Below are 18041 nucleotides of genomic sequence, written 5' to 3'. Positions count from 1 at the left end.
CCCGTTCGCCACTCGTCAGCGGAGCAAGCTCCCTGTTACCGTTCGACTTGCATGTGTAAAGCATGCCGCCAGCGTTCAATCTGAGCCAGGATCAAACTCTTAAGTTCAATCCAAAAACTCCAGAAACTTGACGTTTCTGCAGATACTTCAATTTCTTCGTGGCTTCTGGTATAAACCAGTTACCCCTCAGAACCGAGTACCCACACCTATCGGTTGTTCATCTTTTTAAAGAACGGCTGCCACAGCAGCGAAGAGGTGCGCATTATACAGAGCCTAAAAACCCTGTCAAGCACTTTGTTTCGAAAACCACTTGACCACCGAAACAAACCACTTGGCGCAAGCATCGCAATACCTACCGCAACACCCCCTCCACCGCTTCGGAACACTTCATCGTGCGCCGCAGCGAAGAGAGGCCGAATTATAAAGACCAATCGCTACGTGTCAACAAGATTAAGAAAATAAATCCTATCGAACGGTGACGCGGGCAAATTTCCTCTTCCCGACCTGCAACACAACGACAGCCCCAGACTCGAGCATCAACCCACGATCCGTGAGCTTGTCTCCGTCAAGACGAACCCCCCCCTGGTCAATCATCCGGATCGCCTCCGAGGTACTGGCCGTCAGACCAGCCTGCTTCAGCACGGCCACAACACTTATGCCGCCCTCGCCCGCAAGCGATACTTCAGGGATGTCGTCAGGGATCGCATTCCGCTGAAAGCGGGCCTGAAAGTCCTCAAGGGCGGCAACCGCAGCCGTCGGCCCATGGAAGCGCGCAACCAACTCCTGAGCAAGGAGTACCTTCACATCCCTTGGATTCCTGCCTTCGGATATGGACTGACGCAATCCAAGAATCTCCGACTCAGACTTGAAAGAGAGCAAGTCGTAGTAGCGCCACATGAGCTCATCAGAGACCGACATGACCTTGCCAAAAATCTCATTCGGAGGCTCATAGATCCCGATGTAGTTACCCAGCGACTTGGACATTTTGTTGACACCGTCGAGCCCTTCGAGAAGAGGCATCGTCAAGACGCACTGGGGAGCTTGCCCATAGTGCTTCTGCAACTCACGCCCCACCAGCAGGTTGAAGCGCTGATCAGTCCCGCCAAGTTCGATGTCAGCCTTCATGGCGACAGAGTCGTAGCCCTGACACAATGGGTACAGGAACTCGTGAATGGCGATGGGCTGCTGAGCGGCATAGCGCTTTGAAAAGTCGTCGCGCTCCAGCATTCGCGCCACCGTGTGCTGCGCTGCCAAGCGGATCATGCCTGACGCGCCAAGGGCCTCCATCCAGGTGGAATTGAAGCAGACCTCCGTCTTCGCCGGATCAAGGATCTTGAAAACCTGATCCTGATAGGTCTTGGCGTTCTCAAGAACCTGCTCACGAGTCAAGGGCGGTCTGGTGGTGTTCTTGCCTGACGGATCACCGATCATCCCCGTGAAATCACCGATCAAGAACAAGACCTGGTGCCCCAACTCCTGAAAGTGGCGCAACTTATTGATCAAGACAGTATGGCCGAGATGCAGATCAGGGGCGGTGGGATCGAACCCGGCCTTGACGCGCAAGGGCCGCCCGGTCTTGAGCTTCTCAATGAGGTCGGCTTCAATGAGGAGCTCGTCAGCCCCGCGCTTGATAAGCTCCAGCGCCGTTGTGATTTCAGTCATATTTGTCCTTAAGCAAGTACAGGTCCGCGTCGTTTTTGTTAGACTTCGCGGCTTGTTTTTGCTTGGAAAGTCCGATGCTTGGAGAAAAGACGGCGATTCTAGCGCATCTCAAAAAACTCCGCGCAGACGCCCCCGGGCTACGGTGGCGTTTAGCTGGCGTGGCAATCAGCTCAGCAGTGGGCATGGCAGCCGCCATCGCCGTTGTTCCAGGTCAGACCGGCCACAACACTCCCAAGGAAACGGTGCTTGAACACCTTGGCACGCCCAAGGTCACCATCCCGCGCGGCGACGAACGGCCGTTCATCCGCGAGAGCCGCATCCGCCCGGGAGAGTCACTGGGAGCCGCCCTGCGGAGACTCGGGCTAACCGACGTGGCACTCGCATCACAGGCAAGCTCACAAGGGGTTATCAAGCAGCTAGCCGGTGCAAGCAGCCCTGGCTCTCTGCTCACCGTGGCCACAACAGCGACAGGACACTTGCACTCTGCCTCGATCACACGACAGGGATCGGAACTCAGCTACATCATCGAGCCCCACGACGGAGAGCTTCGAGTGTCATCGAGGACGGTGCAACTCGAAAGCCGCGTCCACATGCAGGGCGGGGTTGTCCAGTCTTCACTCTTCGCCGCAATGGACGCCGCCGGCCTGCCAGACAGCGTGGCGGAGGATCTCTCCAGGATTTTTGGAGACGACATTGATTTTCACACCGAGCTGCGCCGCGGTGACCGTTTCAGCGTGATCTATGAGGTCTACTATCACCGGGGGCATGCAGTACGCACAGGCAAGATATTGGCCGCCGAGTTTGTCAATCGGGGCACTCGTCACTCCGCCTTCCTCTTCCGCCACCCAAATGGAACAGAGGATTACTACAACGAGAACGGCAAGAGCCACAAAGAGGGCTTTCTACGCTCTCCGCTCGAGTTCTCCCGTGTCAGCTCGGGATTTTCGATGCGGCAGCACCCGATCTTCGGCAACTGGCGGGAACACAAAGGTGTCGATTACGCAGCACCACATGGCACCGCAGTGAGGGCCACATCAGACGGTATCGTGGATTTTGTCGGCAAGCAGTCCGGCTATGGCAACTTCGTCGTATTGCGTCATGGCGAAACCTACACGACAGCCTACGGACACCTCAGCAACTTTGCCAAGGGCCTACAGATCGGAAGTCACGTCCACCAAGGGGAGACCATCGGCTACGTGGGAAGCACCGGATGGGCCACCGGCCCCCATCTTCACTACGAATTCCGGATGAACAATGTCCACCAAGACCCGCTCACCGTTCGACTGCCCGACGCACAACCATTGAGCGGGAACACATTACTCAACTTTCGCCAGCAAATCGCCCACTTGAGCACCAGACTCACGCAAGTGCAAGAGAGCCGGATGGCCTCCATCGATTGAGCGCCGTCGGGATCGTCTGAAAAAAGGCTGCCCCGCAGACAAGCAAGGCAGCCTCTTTTATTATTGCCGAAAATCCGGCAGAGCAAGCACTCCACCGGCTCTCCTGCTCCGCTATCAAACAGAGAAAGACGAACCACAGCCACAGGTGCTCGTGGCGTTCGGGTTTCGGATCACAAACTGGGAGCCCTCAAGCCCCTCCGTGTAGTCAATCTCTGCGCCAACGAGATACTGATAACTCATCGGGTCGATCAGGAGCATCACGCCCTCCTTCTCCATCACCGTGTCGTCATCGTTGCGGATCTCGTCAAACGTAAAACCATACTGAAAGCCGGAACAGCCGCCGCCCGTCACAAAAACCCGCAGCTTCAGATCCGGGTTGCCTTCCTCGATGATCAGATCCTTCACCTTGCTGGCGGCACTGTCAGTAAAAACAAGAGGGATGGGCATTTCAGTCACGGCGTTCATTGATCTACTCCTTCAGATTTGTCTTCGAATTATGGTCAGCGCCCCACGGACGGTCAAGGCACCAGCAACCAATAGTCGACAAAATTAGTCGAATTTAGTTCAGGGCATCACTGGGACATGCCCCAGCCCGGTCACCTCGGGAAGTCCAAAGAGAATGTTCATGTTCTGAACTGCCTGACCGGCCGCCCCCTTGACCAAGTTGTCGATGACCGACAGCACGACCACGACGTCGCCGCCCTGGGGGCGATGTACCGCGACGCGACACATGTTGGCCGAGCGAACAGAACGCGTCGAAGGATGAGCCCCCTTGGGCATCACATCGACAAACGCCTCCCCGGCAAAGCGCTCTTCAAAAAGCGCTTGCAAATCAACTTCCTTGTTCAGGCGGGCATACAAAGTTGCGTGAATCCCCCTGATCATCGGGGTTAGATGGGGAACAAAGGTCAGACCGACCGGGGCCCCCGCAAAACGCGACAAGCCTTGGCGGATCTCCGGCAGATGTCGATGCCCTGCCACACCATAGGCTTGGAAATTATCGGACGACTCCGAAAACAGAATGTGGGTTTCGGCCTTTCGCCCAGCCCCGGAAACACCGGACTTGGCATCCGCGATCAAACTCCCCAACTCAACCACCCCCGCCTCCACGAGCGGCAGGAAACCAAGCTGAACGGCCGTGGGATAACACCCGGGATTCGCAACCACCCGCGCGCTAGCCACAGCCTCCCTATTCACCTCAGGAAGACCATACACCGCCTCGGCAACCAGTTCGGGGCAGGCGTGCTTCATCCCGTACCACTTCTCCCATTCAGCGATGTCAGTGATGCGAAAATCCGCCGCCAGGTCAATCACCTTGACGCCAGCATCAACCAGGGCTTTGGCCTGCTGCATGGCGATGCCGTTCGGCGTTGCAAAGAACACCACATCACACGCGGCAAGATCCGCGGCCTGAGGATCGACGAAGCAAAGATCAACCCTGCGACGCAAGCTTGGGAACATGTCAGCCACCGGAAGCCCCGCCTCACCTCGAGAAGTGATCGCCCTGATCTCCACATTCGGGTGCTGCGCCAACAGGCGCAAGAGCTCCACTCCGGTATATCCCGTCCCGCCAACAACACCAACCTTGATCATGCTCGCTCCCAAAGAAAATGAACGACTGTCGCCGCAGGCTCATGCCCACCGACAAAAATACTACCTCAAGATGACAAAAAGCCGCCCGGAGGCGGCCTTTTGGCGAAACATCGAACCGGATTAACGCTTCGAGAACTGCTTGCGACGACGCGCCTTGCGGAAGCCCACTTTCTTACGTTCGACTTCGCGAGCATCACGAGTCACCAGCCCGGCCTTCTTGAGGGGGGACTTGAGCTCGGCATCATAGTCAATCAGGGCACGCGTGATGCCATGACGGACAGCACCGGCTTGGCCGGATTCGCCGCCACCGGAGACATTGACGAGGATATCGAAGCTATCGACAAAGTTTGTCAGCACCAGCGGCTGACGCACAATCATCCGACCGGTCTCACGGGAGAAGAACTGGTCGACCGGCTTGCCGTTCACGACGATGTTGCCAGAGCCCTTCTTGATGAAGACACGGGCAACGGCCGACTTGCGGCGACCGGTACCGTAGTTGTAAGTCACAGCCATTATCGGCTCCTGTTAGATCGCGAGAACTTTGGGCTGCTGGGCGGCATGCGGATGCTCGGCACCGGCGTAGCACTTCATCTTCTTGAGCATGGCGTAGCCGAGCGGGCCCTTGGGCAGCATGCCCTTGACAGCCTTCTCAAGCACGCGAGCGGGGAAGCGCTGCTGCAGCTTGGTAAAGTTAGTTTCGTAAATACCACCCGGGTAACCGGAGTGACGATAATACTTCTTGTCCTGGGCTTTGTTGCCGGTAACACGCAGCTTTTCGACGTTCACGACGACGATGAAATCACCGGTATCGACGTGCGGCGTGTAGATGGCCTTGTGTTTGCCGCGCAAGCGTCGCGCAACTTCGGAAGCAAGCCGACCAAGGACTAGGTCCGTCGCGTCTACAACGAACCAGTCGCGCTTGACCTCATGCGGCTTGGCAGAAAACGTTTTCATGAAGATCCCTCAGACTTTTCCCGACACCGGGAACAACCATAATTCGGAAAGCCGCGGATTCTACCGCGATGCCTTCGCCCATGTCAAACCCTGACGAGAGATAAAAAAAAGCGCAGATCGGGGAGATCTGCGCTAAATCCACACCAAAGGAGGAGGGTGGAGGAGACACCTTTCAGTCGCTTCAAACAACAAAAGTAACTGGACTGAGTGAATTATCGCGCCAGAAACGGCGAGGCGCAAGCTATTTTTGTGCGTCGCACCACAAATCTTTTGATTAATATATAAACAAAATTAATTTACCCAAAAACACATCCAAACAATTGATTTAAAACAAAAAATACGCCAAAAATAACCAGCGTCAAGAACCCGCCGGGGTGCCAGCCAAAGGCAGTCGTGTTGCATCGCAGCACAACTGCCGCGCCCATCACGATTAAGCAAAGCTACAATCCGTGCTCATCGGGCAGGTCGGAACGCGGGAACTGCCCCCACGCGATCAAGGGAGATAGCGCAGCATGGAATGCTTAGTGAAGTGGGTGGGTGGGATGAGCTTCATGGCCGAAACAGGTTCCGGCCATGCGGTGATGATGGATGGGGCACCTGAAGCCGGTGGGCGCAATCTCGCTCCACGCCCCATGGAAATGATGCTGGCTGGCGCAGGCGGATGCACGGCTTTCGACGTCGTCCTCATCCTCAAACGTGGCAGACAGGACGTCACGGACTGCAGCGTCAGCCTGAAGGCGGAGCGCGCCGAAACCGACCCCAAGGTCTTCACCCGAATTGCCTTCCATTACACTGTCAGTGGCCGCAATCTGAAGCCGGACAGCGTCGAGCGGGCGATCAAACTGTCCTCTGACAAATACTGTTCCGCCACGATCATGCTCAGCAAGACCGCCCAGATCGAACACACCTGGGAGATCGTGGAGGCCTGATCCGAGCAGTCATTGAGCGTGGCGTGGCGCGGCAGGACACTCAAACCCAATAGGCGACGCCCGTCATGACTCTTGAGCTGGCCTTCATTGCAGCCTTCACCGGACCAGGCAGGTCTACCGCTCCCAGCCGTATGGCAGTGTCTGCGTGCTCCGCTTCATCTTTCTTCATCTGGGTCACGATTTCCCGCGACTTGAGATCCAGCGGAGGCAAGCGATCCAGATGGCTCTTCAAGTGACTCTCCACCTGGCGCTCCGTCTCCGCGAGGAAACCCAGATTGACGCCATCACCGAATCGCGCCGCGAGGATGCCGATCGCCAGCGACCCGCCGTACCAAAGCGGGTTGAGCAGGCTCTTGCGCCCCCCAAGCTCAGCAATGCGGCGCTCCGTCCATGCCAAGTGTTCAGTTTCCTCCTGGGCCGCGGACTCCAGGGCGCGCTTGATCCCTTCATCCTTGGACATCAGGGCCTGCCCTTGGTATAGGGCCTGAGCACAGATCTCACCACAGTGATTGACGCGCATGAGCGACGCAGCGCGACTCCGCTCGTCATCAGACAGGTCGGCCTCGGGAAGGCCTGCCCCTGGAACGGGTCGCAGGGTGCTGGCGTTCGCAAAAACCGTTCGCAAAGCCCTGTCAAAACCCACGATGAGTTGGTCAAGCATGTTTGACGACTCCGAAAAGACAACTCTTCAACGAACGGGGGCTGCACTGCGCAGCAAGCCGAGGATCTCATCTCTGGTCGGCAAGATGGCCCCGGGAGGACAGAAGAACTCTTTTGCCAGAACGGCATACTGGCGGTTCAGCGAGTTGTCGGAGATGCGTTGCCATTCCGCAACCCGGGGCAGAACCCACTCGCTCTTTCCACGGCCAATCGCATACAGCTTCCGCTCGGCCGTTTCACAGCGCATACCTTCGTAACTCAGATTCTCAGCCCCGCCCGCAGCCCGGACAAGCAGCGTAAAACGCACGATGCCGTCATCGCCAAGGCGCAACGACCGCCCGTCGACATAGAACGCCGCGCTGGCATTTGAACTGACATGAAAGGGGATGAGGTCTTTCTCGAACGGCAAGGGGGGGAGCTCAAGCGCGCCCTCCTTCCACTCCGGCCTTGCCTCATCTTCGAACAGGGCGGTACGCCCCCCCATACACGCGGAAAGCAGCGCGGCCAAGACAACGGCAACCACGCCCGCCATAGGGGGACGCAAACTGAAAAAGGCAGAAACCATGACAGCTTTCACAAAAGGCGGCCTTGGATTCTAGCGCCTCCCGCCCGACCGGACCACCGTGGCAGGAGCCCCGGATCAACCTGCTATGGCTGCCTCGATTTCCGCAAAGGTGCGCGCCACTTCTGTCGTTTGGAGGGGAATACCCATCTGGCGAGCAATCTGCGATGCAGAAAATATCCCTCGCAACGAAAGAACGCCGTTCCCTCCCTCCTCCACAACGAGCGCATGCTGACGACCGCACGCCTTTAGGGTCGAAACCACATGACCCACCTCTGAGCGAAGGACGTCGGAGAGCGAAACGGCATCGAGCTCTTCCGTGGCAACCATGATGTCGCGAACGACAAGCTCCTCATGGCGCATCATCCGCTCACCCGCCACGCGCGTCGGCTTTTCTCCCAAGAGATCGTTGGAAGTGATCACACCGACGACACGCCGGCTGAGGTCAGTCACAAAGAGCAGACGAACCCCACGCAGAATCATGCTGTGATTGGCCTGAGCCAGCGAAAGATCATGGGCAATTGTTGCCGCGGGAATCTTGCGCAGGTCAGTCATGACCTCAATGGCTGGCGAAGATGCCGTGACCTTCGCCATGCTCCATGGGTCGGAAATCTCACAGACCCCGCTACGGACACGAAACTGTTTGATCGGCTGATAGTGCAAGCGCTCCATGGTGTCTCCTCCCATTGTGCCCTACATCAGGAGCCGGATCTGCGGAAGCAGCCCCGGCAATCACGCCGCCAGACGACGGCGAAAGAACCGACAACAACAGCCGTGAGACCGCAGCCCTCGCTTCGAGTTTCCTGGCGCTTACGAGGAAACAGGGGGATCCGCGCCATCCGGTGGCGAATCAAACAGCCGGTAACTGTCCGGGATCTCGAAGAAGCGATCGCGAAACAACAGCCTGGCAAGCTCGAGCAAGGCCGACTGATAGACACCCCGCTTGAACTCGATCACCGCTTCCAGTGGTACCCAGTAATAGCTCCAACGCCAAGCATCGAATTCAGGGTGATTGCTCGCACGCAGGCAAACATCGGAGTCACGCCCCACCAACCGGAGCAGAAACCAGATCTGTTTCTGCCCCCGATAAGTGTTTCGCCACTCCCGCTTGATCCAGTGCTTGGGCACGTCATAGCGCAACCAGCCGCGCGTGCGGCCAATGATGCGGACGTGCTCAGGCTTCAAGCCGACTTCTTCGAAGAGCTCACGGTACATAGCCTGTTCCGGCGATTCGCCGTGCTTGATTCCGCCTTGCGGAAACTGCCAGGAATGTTCTCGTATCCGTTTGCCCCAGAAAACTTCGTTGCGCGCATTCACCAGAATGATGCCGACGTTAGGCCGATAGCCTTCACGGTCGAGCATGTTGCAACCTTTAATTCATGAACTGGCCGGAATTCTTCCACATTTCCCCCTGTCGTGAAAGAACAACGCCCTGATTCGGTGCGCCGCAAGACAAGCGCTGCCAGTCTGCCTTGTGCACGGTAAAATTGCAGGCTGTACTTTCAAACGGATCCGGTCCATGCGTGCCTCCCAGTTCTTCCTCTCCACCCTCAAGGAAGCCCCGTCCGACGCCGAAGTCATCAGTCACAAGCTCATGATGCGGGCGGGCCTGATCAAACGGCTCGCGGGTGGTATCTATACTTGGATGCCACTTGGCCTCCGCGCCCTGCGCAAGGTAGAGGCGATCGTGAAGGAAGAGATGAACCGTGCCGGCGCCATCGAGTTGCTGATGCCCGCAGTCCAGCCCGCCGAACTCTGGCAGGAATCCGGACGCTGGGACTTCTACGGCCCAGAGCTGCTGCGCTTCAAGGACCGCCACGACCGCGACTTCGTGATCGGCCCGACCCACGAAGAAGTCATCACTGACGTCGTGCGTCGTGACCTGCGGAGCTACCGGCAACTGCCCAAGCACTTCTATCAGGTGCAGATGAAGTTCCGTGACGAGATCCGGCCGCGCTTTGGCGTCATGCGCGGGCGTGAGTTCCTGATGAAAGACGGCTACTCCTTCCACAGTTCCTTCGAGGACCTACAGCGGGAATACCGCAACATGTACGACACCTACCACCGCATCTTCAACCGCCTCGGTCTGAAGTTCCGCGCGGTGGCCGCCGACACCGGCTCCATCGGCGGCACGGGCTCCCACGAGTTCCACGTCATCGCAGAAACCGGCGAGGACGACATCGCCTACTGCCCCACATCCGACTACGCCGCCAACGTGGAACTGGCCGAAGCTCTGGCGCCCTCCAGTCCGCGTCCGGTCGCGACCGCAGCCCTTACCAAGGTGCACACGCCGGGCGTCAAGACCATTGACGAGCTGGCAGCCTTCCTGAACGTGCCGGCCACGAGCACCGTCAAGGCCATCGTCGTCGACGGTGACGACAGCACCGGCAACAAGCCGGTGCTGCTGCTCCTGCGTGGCGACCACGAACTGAACGAAGTAAAGGCCCAGAAGATCGCCGGTGTAAAGAATCCGCTGACCTTCGCCTCCCCTGCCGCCATTCTTGCCGCGTTTGGAGCCAACGCAGGCTCGCTCGGCCCCGTGGGCTTTGAGGGCCGCGTGGTGATGGACCGCAGCGTGGCCGCCATGGCCGACTTCGTTACCGGCGCCAACGAGGACGACCATCACTACACCTGCGTGAACATCGGGCGCGATTTCCCGGAGGCCGAAGTGGCCGACCTGCGCAATGTCGTTGCCGGCGACCCCTCACCCGACGGGCAGGGTACCCTGGAGATCTGTCGCGGCATCGAAGTCGGGCATATTTTCCAGCTCCGCACCAAGTACGCCGAAGCCCTGAACTGCAAGTTCCTCAACGAGCAGGGCAAGGAGCAGATCATGGAGATGGGCTGCTATGGCATCGGTGTGTCGCGCATCCTGGGCGCCGCCATCGAACAGAACAACGACGCGCGCGGCATCATCTGGCCCGACGCCATCGCCCCGTTCCAGGTCGCGATTGTGCCCATGGGCTACGCCAAGTCGGATGCGGTGCGCGACGCAGCCAACGCCCTCTACACTGAGCTTGTTGCAGCGGGCATCGATGCCTTCCTCGACGACCGGGACGAACGCCCCGGTTCGCTGCTGGCCGACAATGAACTGATCGGCACGCCGCATCGCGTCGTCATTGGCGACCGCGGTCTGAAGGAAGGTGTGGTCGAGTATCAAGGGCGTCGCGACGCGGAAGCCACCAAACTGGCCCTCAACGAAGTGGCCAGCCTCGTCATCGGCAAGCTGAAGGGCTGACCCATGGCTGCATTGAACCGCACCCTCGCCTCAAGCTTCCTTGCCCTGTCATTAATGGGAGCAGGAGCTGGCGCATGGGCCGGCAATCAGCAATATCAGCCCCTCGCCGCCAGCGTGCAGGCAGCCCTGCACGCTGCGGTGGCGGATCAGGCGCCCCTTGATGCGAGCTTCCAGCGTTCGGCGGAGCGGGCCCGCTGGCTCTCCGAGATGTCGCAACGCCTGGCGAGGCGCATTCCCGACGAAAGCTATCGCTCGGAACTCCTTCGCGCCGTGCACTACGAAGCCAGCCGGGCGGGTCTCGACCCGCAGCTTGTCCTGGGACTGATCCAAGTGGAAAGCGGCTTCAAGAAGTATGCAGTGTCGTCGGTCGGTGCCCGTGGTTACATGCAGGTAATGCCCTTCTGGGCTCGTCTCATCGGCACCGAAGACACCAACCTCTTTCACATGCGCACCAACCTGCGCTTCGGATGCACGATCCTGCGCCACTACTTGGACATCGAGAAGGGCGATCTCTTCCGCGCCCTCGGTCGTTACAACGGGAGCCTGGGCAAGGCCGAGTATCCGAACATGGTTCGGGCTGCCTGGGAACACAATTGGTCCTATCCCAGCTATCGATTGGCCCAGAACCCCTGAGACAAAGTCATATTAACGAGACGGGCGCCCAGTAGGCGCCCGTTCCGCATTCAAGCTACCTGAATCACCCCACGATGATCCCGCCACCCAGGCACACCCGGCTCTCGTAGATCACCACACTCTGCCCCGGCGTCACCGCCCACTGGGGCTGGGCAAAGGCAATCTCCGCCCGCCCGCCGGCCAAGACATCAATCTCGCAGGGCGCATCCGGCGTGCGATAACGCGGCTTGGCGGTGTAAACCCAGTGGGTGCGCGGATCCTGCCCCGACACCCAGGACAGGTCGGCAGCAATCATCCGGTCCTTGAGCAAGGCAGGATGATCGTGCCCCTGTACAACGTAAAGCACATTGCTGGCCACGTCCTTGACCGCCGCATACCAGGCATCGTGATCCCCGGCGTCATCCTGGTTACCCTTGATGCCACCAATCTGCAGGCCTTTGCGCTGACCAATGGTGTGGTGCATCAAGCCCTGGTGCTGGCCAATGACCTTGTTGCCCTCCAGAGTGCGGATCTCACCCGGCCTGGCGGGCAGGTAGCGGGACAAAAACTCGCGGAAAGGCCGCTCGCCGATGAAACAGATGCCAGTGGAGTCCTTCTTGGCGTGGACGTGCAAACCGGCCGCTTCGGCCATCTTGCGCACATCCCGCTTGTACAGGTGACCAATGGGAAACAGGGTTCTGGAAAGCTGGGCCTGGTTCAGACGATACAGGAAGTAGCTCTGGTCCTTGGTCCCGTCCTCCGCCTTCAGTAGCTGGTATTCCGTCCGCCCATCGTTGGTCCATTCACGCACCTGCGCATAGTGGCCAGTGGCAATGTAGTCGGCGCCAAGGGCCAGGGCGTGGTCCAGGAAGGCCTTGAACTTGATCTCGGAATTGCACAGGATGTCCGGATTCGGCGTACGCCCCGCTTCGTACTCCTGCAGGAAATCGGCAAATACCCGGTCCTTGTATTCCTTCGAAAAATTCACCACCTCCAGTTCGATGCCCAGCACATCGGCCACCGATACGACATCGACCAGATCTTCCCGGGTCGAACAATATTCGCTGTCGTCGTCATCCTCCCAGTTCTTCATGAACAGGCCGACCACTTCGTAGCCCTGCTGCTTGAGCAGCAATGCCGCCACAGACGAATCCACCCCGCCGGACATGCCGACAACAACCTTCTGCTTACGAGACATTCGGTCCCTCTCCATCCAGCCAATCTTCCAGGGGCAACACCACGGCCGGATCGCCATGCTCCCCGAACCACGAATCCACCACAAATCGCGCCCCCGCTTCGGGCGCCGCACCATTGGTCTCGCGAATCACCGCCGAGAAATGCTGGGTCACCAGCCAGCGCACCCGACGCTGGATCGGCTCCACCGCATGGAAACGCATCATCCCACGGCCTTCCATCATTCTCAGGAAACCGGAAGTCGTCTCGGCATGATCAATGCAATCCATCATTCCATGGACTCCGTCATCGAGGAAGTCCCCGGGGCGGTCTGCGTGGATCGGCGACTGCTCACCGGCCCACAGGTACAACTGGCCGACCACCAGTGACAGAATCGCCCGTTCGGCCACCGGAGTGTCCGCCAACCCCAGCCGCCGCCCAAGCTCGGTGAGCCTGGTTTCCGAAAAAGACACCTCCTGCCGGGCCACGCAGCCGTAGTTGAAACAGACGGTGGCCCGCTCATCCGCCAGGACGATGCCCGCCCACAGCAAGGCGGCGGCGGCAACTGACTTCATGATGCGTCGTAGTGACGGATCAGTTCCAGCGGATACCTGCACCCGGCAAGGTAGTCCTCGCAACACTGCAGGATCAGCGGGCTGCGATGGCGCTCCCGCGTCGCCTTGATCTCGTCAAGCGTCATCCACACTGCTCGCACGATGCCGGCATCCAGCGCACGCTCCGGCTCGAAACCGCACAGCTCACCACCAAAGGCAAAACGCAGGTAGGTCACATCACCGACCGGCCGCGGCCACTGGTATATGCCGACCAGAAACGAAGGGCGGAACCCATGGGCCGTTTCCTCCAGGGCCTCACGAGAAGCAGCCGCAACCAGCGACTCCCCCTGCTCCAGATGGCCAGCGGGCTGATTGAAGCGCAAGCCGTCCTCGGTCTCTTCCTCCACCAACAGGAAGCGTCCCTCGCGCTCCACCACGGCCGCCACAGTGACATTCGGTTTCCAGCTTCTCATGGCGATCCCGCAGACAAAGATCGTATTTTACCCCCTTCCGAGCGACGGTCCGCAGCCGCCCGGAATGAGCTAGAATCGGGGGTTTGAATTCACTGTTTCAGCTGGAGATCCTCATAATGTCAATGGCAGACCGCGACGGTTTCATCTGGTTCGACGGCAAACTCGTGCCGTGGCGTGAAGCAACCACCCACGTGCTCACCCACTCGCTCCACTATGGCCTGTCCGTATTCGAGGGCGTCCGTGCGTACAACACCGTCAAGGGCACGGCGATCTTCCGCCTCGCCGAGCACACCCAGCGTCTGCTCAACTCCGGCAAGATCTACATGATGAACATTCCTTACACCAAGGAAGTCCTCATGGAAGCACAGCTGGAAGTCGTGCGCGTGAACAAGCTCGAAAGCTGCTACCTCCGCCCGATCGCCTTCTACGGCTCCGAAAAGATGGGCATTTCCACCAGGGGAGCGACGGTGCACGTGGCCATTGCCGCCTGGCCGTGGGGTGCCTATCTGGGTGAAGACGGCCTGCAGCGCGGCATCCGGGTAAAGACCTCATCCTTCGCCCGCCATCACGTCAACGTCACCATGCCCCGTGCCAAGCTGGCCTCCACCTACGCCAACTCCATCCTGGCCAATCTGGAAGCCACCGACGCCGGCTATGACGAGGCCCTGCTCCTCGACACCAATGGCTTCGTGGCCGAAGGCGCCGGCGAAAACCTTTTCGTGATCAAGGATGGCGCCGTCTACGAACCCGAGATCGCCTCTGCCCTCACGGGCATCACCCGCAGCTCCATGATTCAGGTTGCCAAGGAGTTCGGCCTGGACGTGATCTCCAAGCGCATCACCCGAGACGACATCTACATCGCCGACGAAGCCTTCTTCACGGGCACCGCCGCCGAGGTCACGCCGATTCGTGAGCTTGATGGACGTGTGATTGGTGAAGGCCACCGTGGTCCGATCACCGAGAAACTGCAATCCCGCTTCTTCGAGATCGTGAACGGTAAGGCACCTGAGTACGAACACTGGCTGTCATTCATCTAAGATCCCAGGAGAGATCCATGCCCGAGAATCAGGACAAGACCAAGCCGATCACAGTCACCGCCAAGGAGCTCCCGCTCCACTGCCCGATGCCCGACACCCCGCTGTGGGCGCGGCATCCTCGCGTTTTCCTGGACGTGACGGCCGAAGGCAGGGTTACCTGCCCCTACTGTGGAGCCCAATACGTCTTCTCCGGCGAACTGCCCAAGGGACATCACTGAGCTTTCGTACAGGCTTCGGCCAGCACGGGGGCGGAAACGCCCCCGTGTCACGTCAAGACGTCCACCCTGGAGCCCGCCGCATGAGCAGTCCTATCTTCACCACCCCTGACGAGGTCGAAGCGGCCTTTTACGCGGCCCTCGCCCACGCGGATCTCGACCGCATGATGGCGATCTGGTCCGAAGATGACGAGGTTGTCTGCGTTCATCCGGGCAGCATCCGCCTGATCGGACTGGTTGCCATTCGCGAGTCCTGGCGCCAGCTGTTTGCCAGCGGAGCCCGCATCACCGTCAGTGCGACTCACCCTGTACGCTGGTCCAACCTGATGACCGCCGTCCATACGGTGCACCAGCACGTGCACGTGGAAGGAGACGACCGTCTTCACCCACCCATCATCGCCACCAACGTCTTCGCCCGTGGAGCCCTCGGCTGGAAGATGGTGATGCATCATGCCTCCCCCGCCCCCGACATGGATAACCTGCACAGCAACGACAGCCCGCACATCATCCATTGACGCCGTCGCTCACGCCCTATAGCGCCCCTCTCTGGCTTCCCGGTGGCCACGCCCAGACCATCTGGCCACTTCTGCGCAAGGGGCCTCTCCCCGATTACCGGCGCGAACGCTGGGACACCCCCGACGGCGACTTCATCGATCTGGACTGGCTCCCCCATCGTCCTGGCGCCCCCCTTGTCGTCCTCTTTCATGGACTCGAAGGTTCAAGTCACTCCCCCTATGCCCGCAGCTTCATGCGACGGCTCGAGCGCACTGGCTGGAATGGCGTCGTGCCCCACTTCCGTGGCTGCTCCGGTGAACCAAACAGACTGCCCCGGGCATACCACTCAGGCGATGCGGAAGAGATTGGCTGGATACTGGAACGCCTCGCATGCCTGCACCCAACAGCCCCCCGCTTTGCAACCGGCGTATCCCTGGGCGGCAATGCCCTGCTTCTCTGGCTGGGAACCCGAGGGCGCGATGCCTGCCGAACTATCGACGCCGCGGCTGCCATTTGCCCCCCCGTGGATCTGAGCGCTGCCGGCCATAGCCTTGGACGAGGTTTCAATCGCGTCTACACCCGCCACTTTCTAAACACACTCAAACATAACGCCGCCGTCAAACTGCGCCAGCACCCCGGACTTTTCGACCTCGAAAACATGCTTCGCACCACCAACCTGTATGAGTTCGACAACCTGGTGACGGCACCGCTGCACGGCTTTCGCAATACGGACGACTACTGGCATCGCGCATCCAGCAAACCCCACCTGAAGGGTATCTGCGTCCCCACCCTGGTGCTCAATCCTCTCAACGACCCTTTCCTTCCTCCGAGCTTCCTCCCCGATCATCTGGACGTCTCCGCCTCAGTCACCCTTGAGCAGCCTGCAGAAGGTGGCCATGTGGGCTTCGTATCAGGTGGATGGCCGGGAAATCTCGACTGGCTCCCCCGACGCCTGGTGCACTTTTTCACGATCAGCCACAATTCCTGACGCACAAGCTTCCCGGGCGCCGAGGTGTCATGGTGCACCGCGTATAATCCAAGTCTCATTTCCCAATACCGGAGCCTCCAGCATGTTTGTCCCCGCCCCCGAGATCTTCAAGGCCTATGACATTCGTGGCATCGTCGACAAGACACTGACCGCCGAAGCCGTCCGAGCCATCGGCCATGCCCTCGGTTCGGAAGCCGTCGCGCGAGGCCAGAAGGCCATCGCCGTCGGCCGGGACGGTCGTCTTTCCGGGCCCGAATTGGCCGGCGCCCTGTCCGACGGCATTCGTGCCGCTGGCGTGGACGTGGTGGACGTGGGCTGCGTGCCCACCCCCCTGACCTACTTTGCAGCTTATGAGCTGGGCACGAACTCCTGTGTCTCCGTCACCGGCAGCCACAACCCGCCCGATTACAACGGTCTGAAGATGGTCCTCGGTGGTCAGACCCTGTTCGGCGAACTGATCCAGGCCCTGCGGCAACGCATCATCGACGGCAACCTGGTCAACGCAGCCGTCCCGGGCAAGCTGACCCAGGCCGATGTGGTTCCCGCCTACGTCGACAAGATCATCGGTGACGTAAAGCTCTCCCGCCCCATGAAGATCGTCATGGACTGCGGCAACGGCGTGGCCGGTGCGGTTGCCCCGGAACTCTTCAAGCGCCTCGGCTGCGAACTGGTCGAGCTGTTCTGCGACGTGGATGGCAACTTCCCCAACCACCACCCGGACCCGTCGAAACCGGAGAACCTGGCCGACGTGATCCGCGCCCTCAAGGAAACGGACGCCGAGATCGGCCTGGCCTTCGACGGTGACGGTGACCGCCTGGGCGTAGTGACCAAGGACGGCGAAATCATCTTCCCCGATCGTCAGCTAATGCTGTTTGCCGAAGACGTGCTCACCCGCGTGCCGGGCGGCGAGATCATCTACGACGTCAAATGCACCCGCAACCTGGCGGGCTGGATCAAGGATCGCGGTGGCAAGCCGACCATGTGGAACACCGGCCACGCCCTGGTCAAGGCCAAACTCAAGGAGACCGGCGCCCCCCTGGCCGGCGAGATGAGCGGCCACGTCTTCTTCAAGGAGCGCTGGTACGGCTTTGACGACGGCCTGTACACCGGCGTCCGCCTCCTCGAGATCGTGTCCCGTCAGCCTGACGCAAACCCCGTCCTAAAGGGCCTGCCCGACGCCATCAGCACGCCGGAACTCAACATCAAGATGAACGAAGGCGAGCCCTTCGCCCTGGTGGACAAGCTCAAGGCAGAAGCGAGCTTCGAAGGCGCCGAGAGCATGCTTACCATCGACGGTGTGCGCGTCGAGTACGCGGACGGTTTTGGCCTTGCCCGCCCGTCCAACACCACCCCGGTGGTGGTGCTGCGCTTCGAAGCGGATACCCAGGAGGCTATCGAACGCATCCAGGCTGATTTCCGCCACGCCATCGAAGGCGTGTGGCCCGGCATCCAGCTGCCTTTCTGACACCCTGGCAACAGGCGTGAAGAAGCAAAAG

The 18041-nt window shown here is 59.8% G+C and carries 21 protein-coding genes and 1 rRNA gene; 9 read left to right on the top strand and 13 right to left on the bottom strand.

Annotated elements, in window-relative coordinates:
• Both J0L98_RS08195 and tyrS read right to left on the bottom strand, forming a co-directional pair.
• A 16S ribosomal RNA gene (locus tag J0L98_RS08195) occupies window positions 1-107 on the bottom strand; the annotation flags it as partial.
• A 358-nt stretch (window positions 108-465) separates the two neighbouring features.
• Window positions 466-1662 carry a tyrosine--tRNA ligase gene (gene tyrS, locus J0L98_RS08190; protein ID WP_296411179.1) on the bottom strand — a complete coding sequence of 399 codons (1197 nt, stop codon included), beginning with the start codon at window positions 1660-1662 and terminating at the stop codon, window positions 466-468.
• Between the two features lie 182 nt (window positions 1663-1844).
• Between tyrS and J0L98_RS08185 the strand changes: the two genes are divergently transcribed.
• The gene (locus tag J0L98_RS08185; protein ID WP_296411177.1) at window positions 1845-3062 is read left to right on the top strand and encodes a M23 family metallopeptidase; all 1218 of its coding nucleotides are present in this window, start codon (window positions 1845-1847) and stop codon (window positions 3060-3062) included.
• Between the two features lie 114 nt (window positions 3063-3176).
• Here J0L98_RS08185 and erpA read toward each other — a convergent pair whose 3' ends face one another.
• The 4 genes from erpA to rplM form a co-directional block, all read right to left on the bottom strand.
• Window positions 3177-3527: an iron-sulfur cluster insertion protein ErpA gene (gene erpA, locus J0L98_RS08180; RefSeq protein WP_296405275.1), complete on the bottom strand. Its 351-nt coding sequence runs from the start codon at window positions 3525-3527 to the stop codon at window positions 3177-3179.
• Window positions 3528-3626: 99 nt separating this feature from the next.
• The gene (gene argC, locus J0L98_RS08175; protein WP_296411176.1) at window positions 3627-4655 is read right to left on the bottom strand and encodes an N-acetyl-gamma-glutamyl-phosphate reductase; all 1029 of its coding nucleotides are present in this window, start codon (window positions 4653-4655) and stop codon (window positions 3627-3629) included.
• A 120-nt stretch (window positions 4656-4775) separates the two neighbouring features.
• Entirely contained in the window at window positions 4776-5168 is a 393-nt protein-coding gene (gene rpsI / locus J0L98_RS08170; RefSeq protein ID WP_296405279.1) for a 30S ribosomal protein S9, read from the bottom strand.
• Between the two features lie 12 nt (window positions 5169-5180).
• Window positions 5181-5609 carry a 50S ribosomal protein L13 gene (gene rplM / locus J0L98_RS08165; RefSeq protein WP_296411174.1) on the bottom strand — a complete coding sequence of 143 codons (429 nt, stop codon included), beginning with the start codon at window positions 5607-5609 and terminating at the stop codon, window positions 5181-5183.
• Window positions 5610-6121: 512 nt separating this feature from the next.
• Here rplM and J0L98_RS08160 point away from each other — a divergent pair.
• Entirely contained in the window at window positions 6122-6538 is a 417-nt protein-coding gene (locus J0L98_RS08160) for an OsmC family protein (protein WP_296411172.1), read from the top strand.
• Window positions 6539-6578: 40 nt separating this feature from the next.
• Here J0L98_RS08160 and coq7 read toward each other — a convergent pair whose 3' ends face one another.
• The 4 genes from coq7 to J0L98_RS08140 form a co-directional block, all read right to left on the bottom strand.
• Complete coding sequence (gene coq7 / locus J0L98_RS08155; protein ID WP_296411171.1) at window positions 6579-7199, bottom strand: 2-polyprenyl-3-methyl-6-methoxy-1,4-benzoquinone monooxygenase; 621 nt, start codon at window positions 7197-7199, stop codon at window positions 6579-6581.
• A gap of 27 nt (window positions 7200-7226) precedes the next feature.
• Window positions 7227-7763 (bottom strand): CNP1-like family protein, encoded by a 537-nt coding sequence (locus tag J0L98_RS08150; protein ID WP_296411169.1) that lies wholly within the window; start codon window positions 7761-7763, stop codon window positions 7227-7229.
• Window positions 7764-7838: 75 nt separating this feature from the next.
• Window positions 7839-8432 (bottom strand): CBS domain-containing protein, encoded by a 594-nt coding sequence (locus J0L98_RS08145; RefSeq protein WP_296411168.1) that lies wholly within the window; start codon window positions 8430-8432, stop codon window positions 7839-7841.
• 138 nt (window positions 8433-8570) lie between these two features.
• Complete coding sequence (locus J0L98_RS08140; RefSeq protein WP_296405292.1) at window positions 8571-9122, bottom strand: RNA pyrophosphohydrolase; 552 nt, start codon at window positions 9120-9122, stop codon at window positions 8571-8573.
• Window positions 9123-9279: 157 nt separating this feature from the next.
• Here J0L98_RS08140 and J0L98_RS08135 point away from each other — a divergent pair, with 157 nt between their 5' ends.
• Both J0L98_RS08135 and J0L98_RS08130 read left to right on the top strand, forming a co-directional pair.
• Window positions 9280-10998, top strand: a complete 1719-nt coding sequence (locus tag J0L98_RS08135) for a proline--tRNA ligase (RefSeq protein WP_296411166.1) — start codon at window positions 9280-9282, stop codon at window positions 10996-10998.
• A gap of 54 nt (window positions 10999-11052) precedes the next feature.
• Window positions 11053-11631, top strand: coding sequence for a lytic transglycosylase domain-containing protein (locus J0L98_RS08130; protein WP_296411184.1), 579 nt, complete (start codon window positions 11053-11055; stop codon window positions 11629-11631).
• A 64-nt stretch (window positions 11632-11695) separates the two neighbouring features.
• Here the strand turns inward: J0L98_RS08130 and mnmA are convergent, their stop codons facing one another.
• The 3 genes from mnmA to J0L98_RS08115 are packed head-to-tail and all read right to left on the bottom strand — an operon-like array spanning window position 11696 to window position 13816.
• On the bottom strand, window positions 11696-12808 hold the full coding sequence (gene mnmA / locus J0L98_RS08125) for a tRNA 2-thiouridine(34) synthase MnmA (RefSeq protein WP_296411165.1): 1113 nt from the start codon (window positions 12806-12808) through the stop codon (window positions 11696-11698).
• Window positions 12798-13358 (bottom strand): hypothetical protein, encoded by a 561-nt coding sequence (locus J0L98_RS08120; RefSeq protein WP_296411164.1) that lies wholly within the window; start codon window positions 13356-13358, stop codon window positions 12798-12800. Before J0L98_RS08120 ends, mnmA begins: the two co-directional genes overlap by 11 nt.
• Window positions 13355-13816, bottom strand: coding sequence for an NUDIX hydrolase (locus J0L98_RS08115; RefSeq protein WP_296411183.1), 462 nt, complete (start codon window positions 13814-13816; stop codon window positions 13355-13357). Before J0L98_RS08115 ends, J0L98_RS08120 begins: the two co-directional genes overlap by 4 nt.
• Before the next feature lie 110 nt (window positions 13817-13926).
• On the opposite strand from J0L98_RS08115, the gene J0L98_RS08110 reads away from it, so the two are divergent.
• From J0L98_RS08110 to J0L98_RS08090, 5 genes are all read left to right on the top strand, one after another.
• A complete protein-coding gene (locus J0L98_RS08110; protein ID WP_296411163.1) occupies window positions 13927-14847 on the top strand; it encodes a branched-chain amino acid transaminase in 921 nt (306 codons plus the stop codon).
• Window positions 14848-14864: 17 nt separating this feature from the next.
• On the top strand, window positions 14865-15065 hold the full coding sequence (locus J0L98_RS08105) for a zinc-finger domain-containing protein (protein WP_296411161.1): 201 nt from the start codon (window positions 14865-14867) through the stop codon (window positions 15063-15065).
• Window positions 15066-15145: 80 nt separating this feature from the next.
• Window positions 15146-15577: a nuclear transport factor 2 family protein gene (locus tag J0L98_RS08100; protein ID WP_296405307.1), complete on the top strand. Its 432-nt coding sequence runs from the start codon at window positions 15146-15148 to the stop codon at window positions 15575-15577.
• Window positions 15574-16545 (top strand): hydrolase, encoded by a 972-nt coding sequence (locus tag J0L98_RS08095; RefSeq protein ID WP_296411159.1) that lies wholly within the window; start codon window positions 15574-15576, stop codon window positions 16543-16545. Before J0L98_RS08100 ends, J0L98_RS08095 begins: the two co-directional genes overlap by 4 nt.
• An 82-nt stretch (window positions 16546-16627) precedes the next feature.
• A complete protein-coding gene (locus tag J0L98_RS08090) occupies window positions 16628-18010 on the top strand; it encodes a phosphomannomutase/phosphoglucomutase (RefSeq protein ID WP_296411158.1) in 1383 nt (460 codons plus the stop codon).
• Window positions 18011-18041 lie beyond the last annotated feature (31 nt).

Origin of the sequence: Zoogloea sp., assembly GCF_017302315.1 — a bacterium.
In the GTDB taxonomy this organism is placed as follows: Bacteria; Pseudomonadota; Gammaproteobacteria; order Burkholderiales; family Rhodocyclaceae; genus Zoogloea.
Note: the sequence above shows the minus strand (reverse complement) of the source record. Positions and strands in the feature narration are given on the sequence as shown.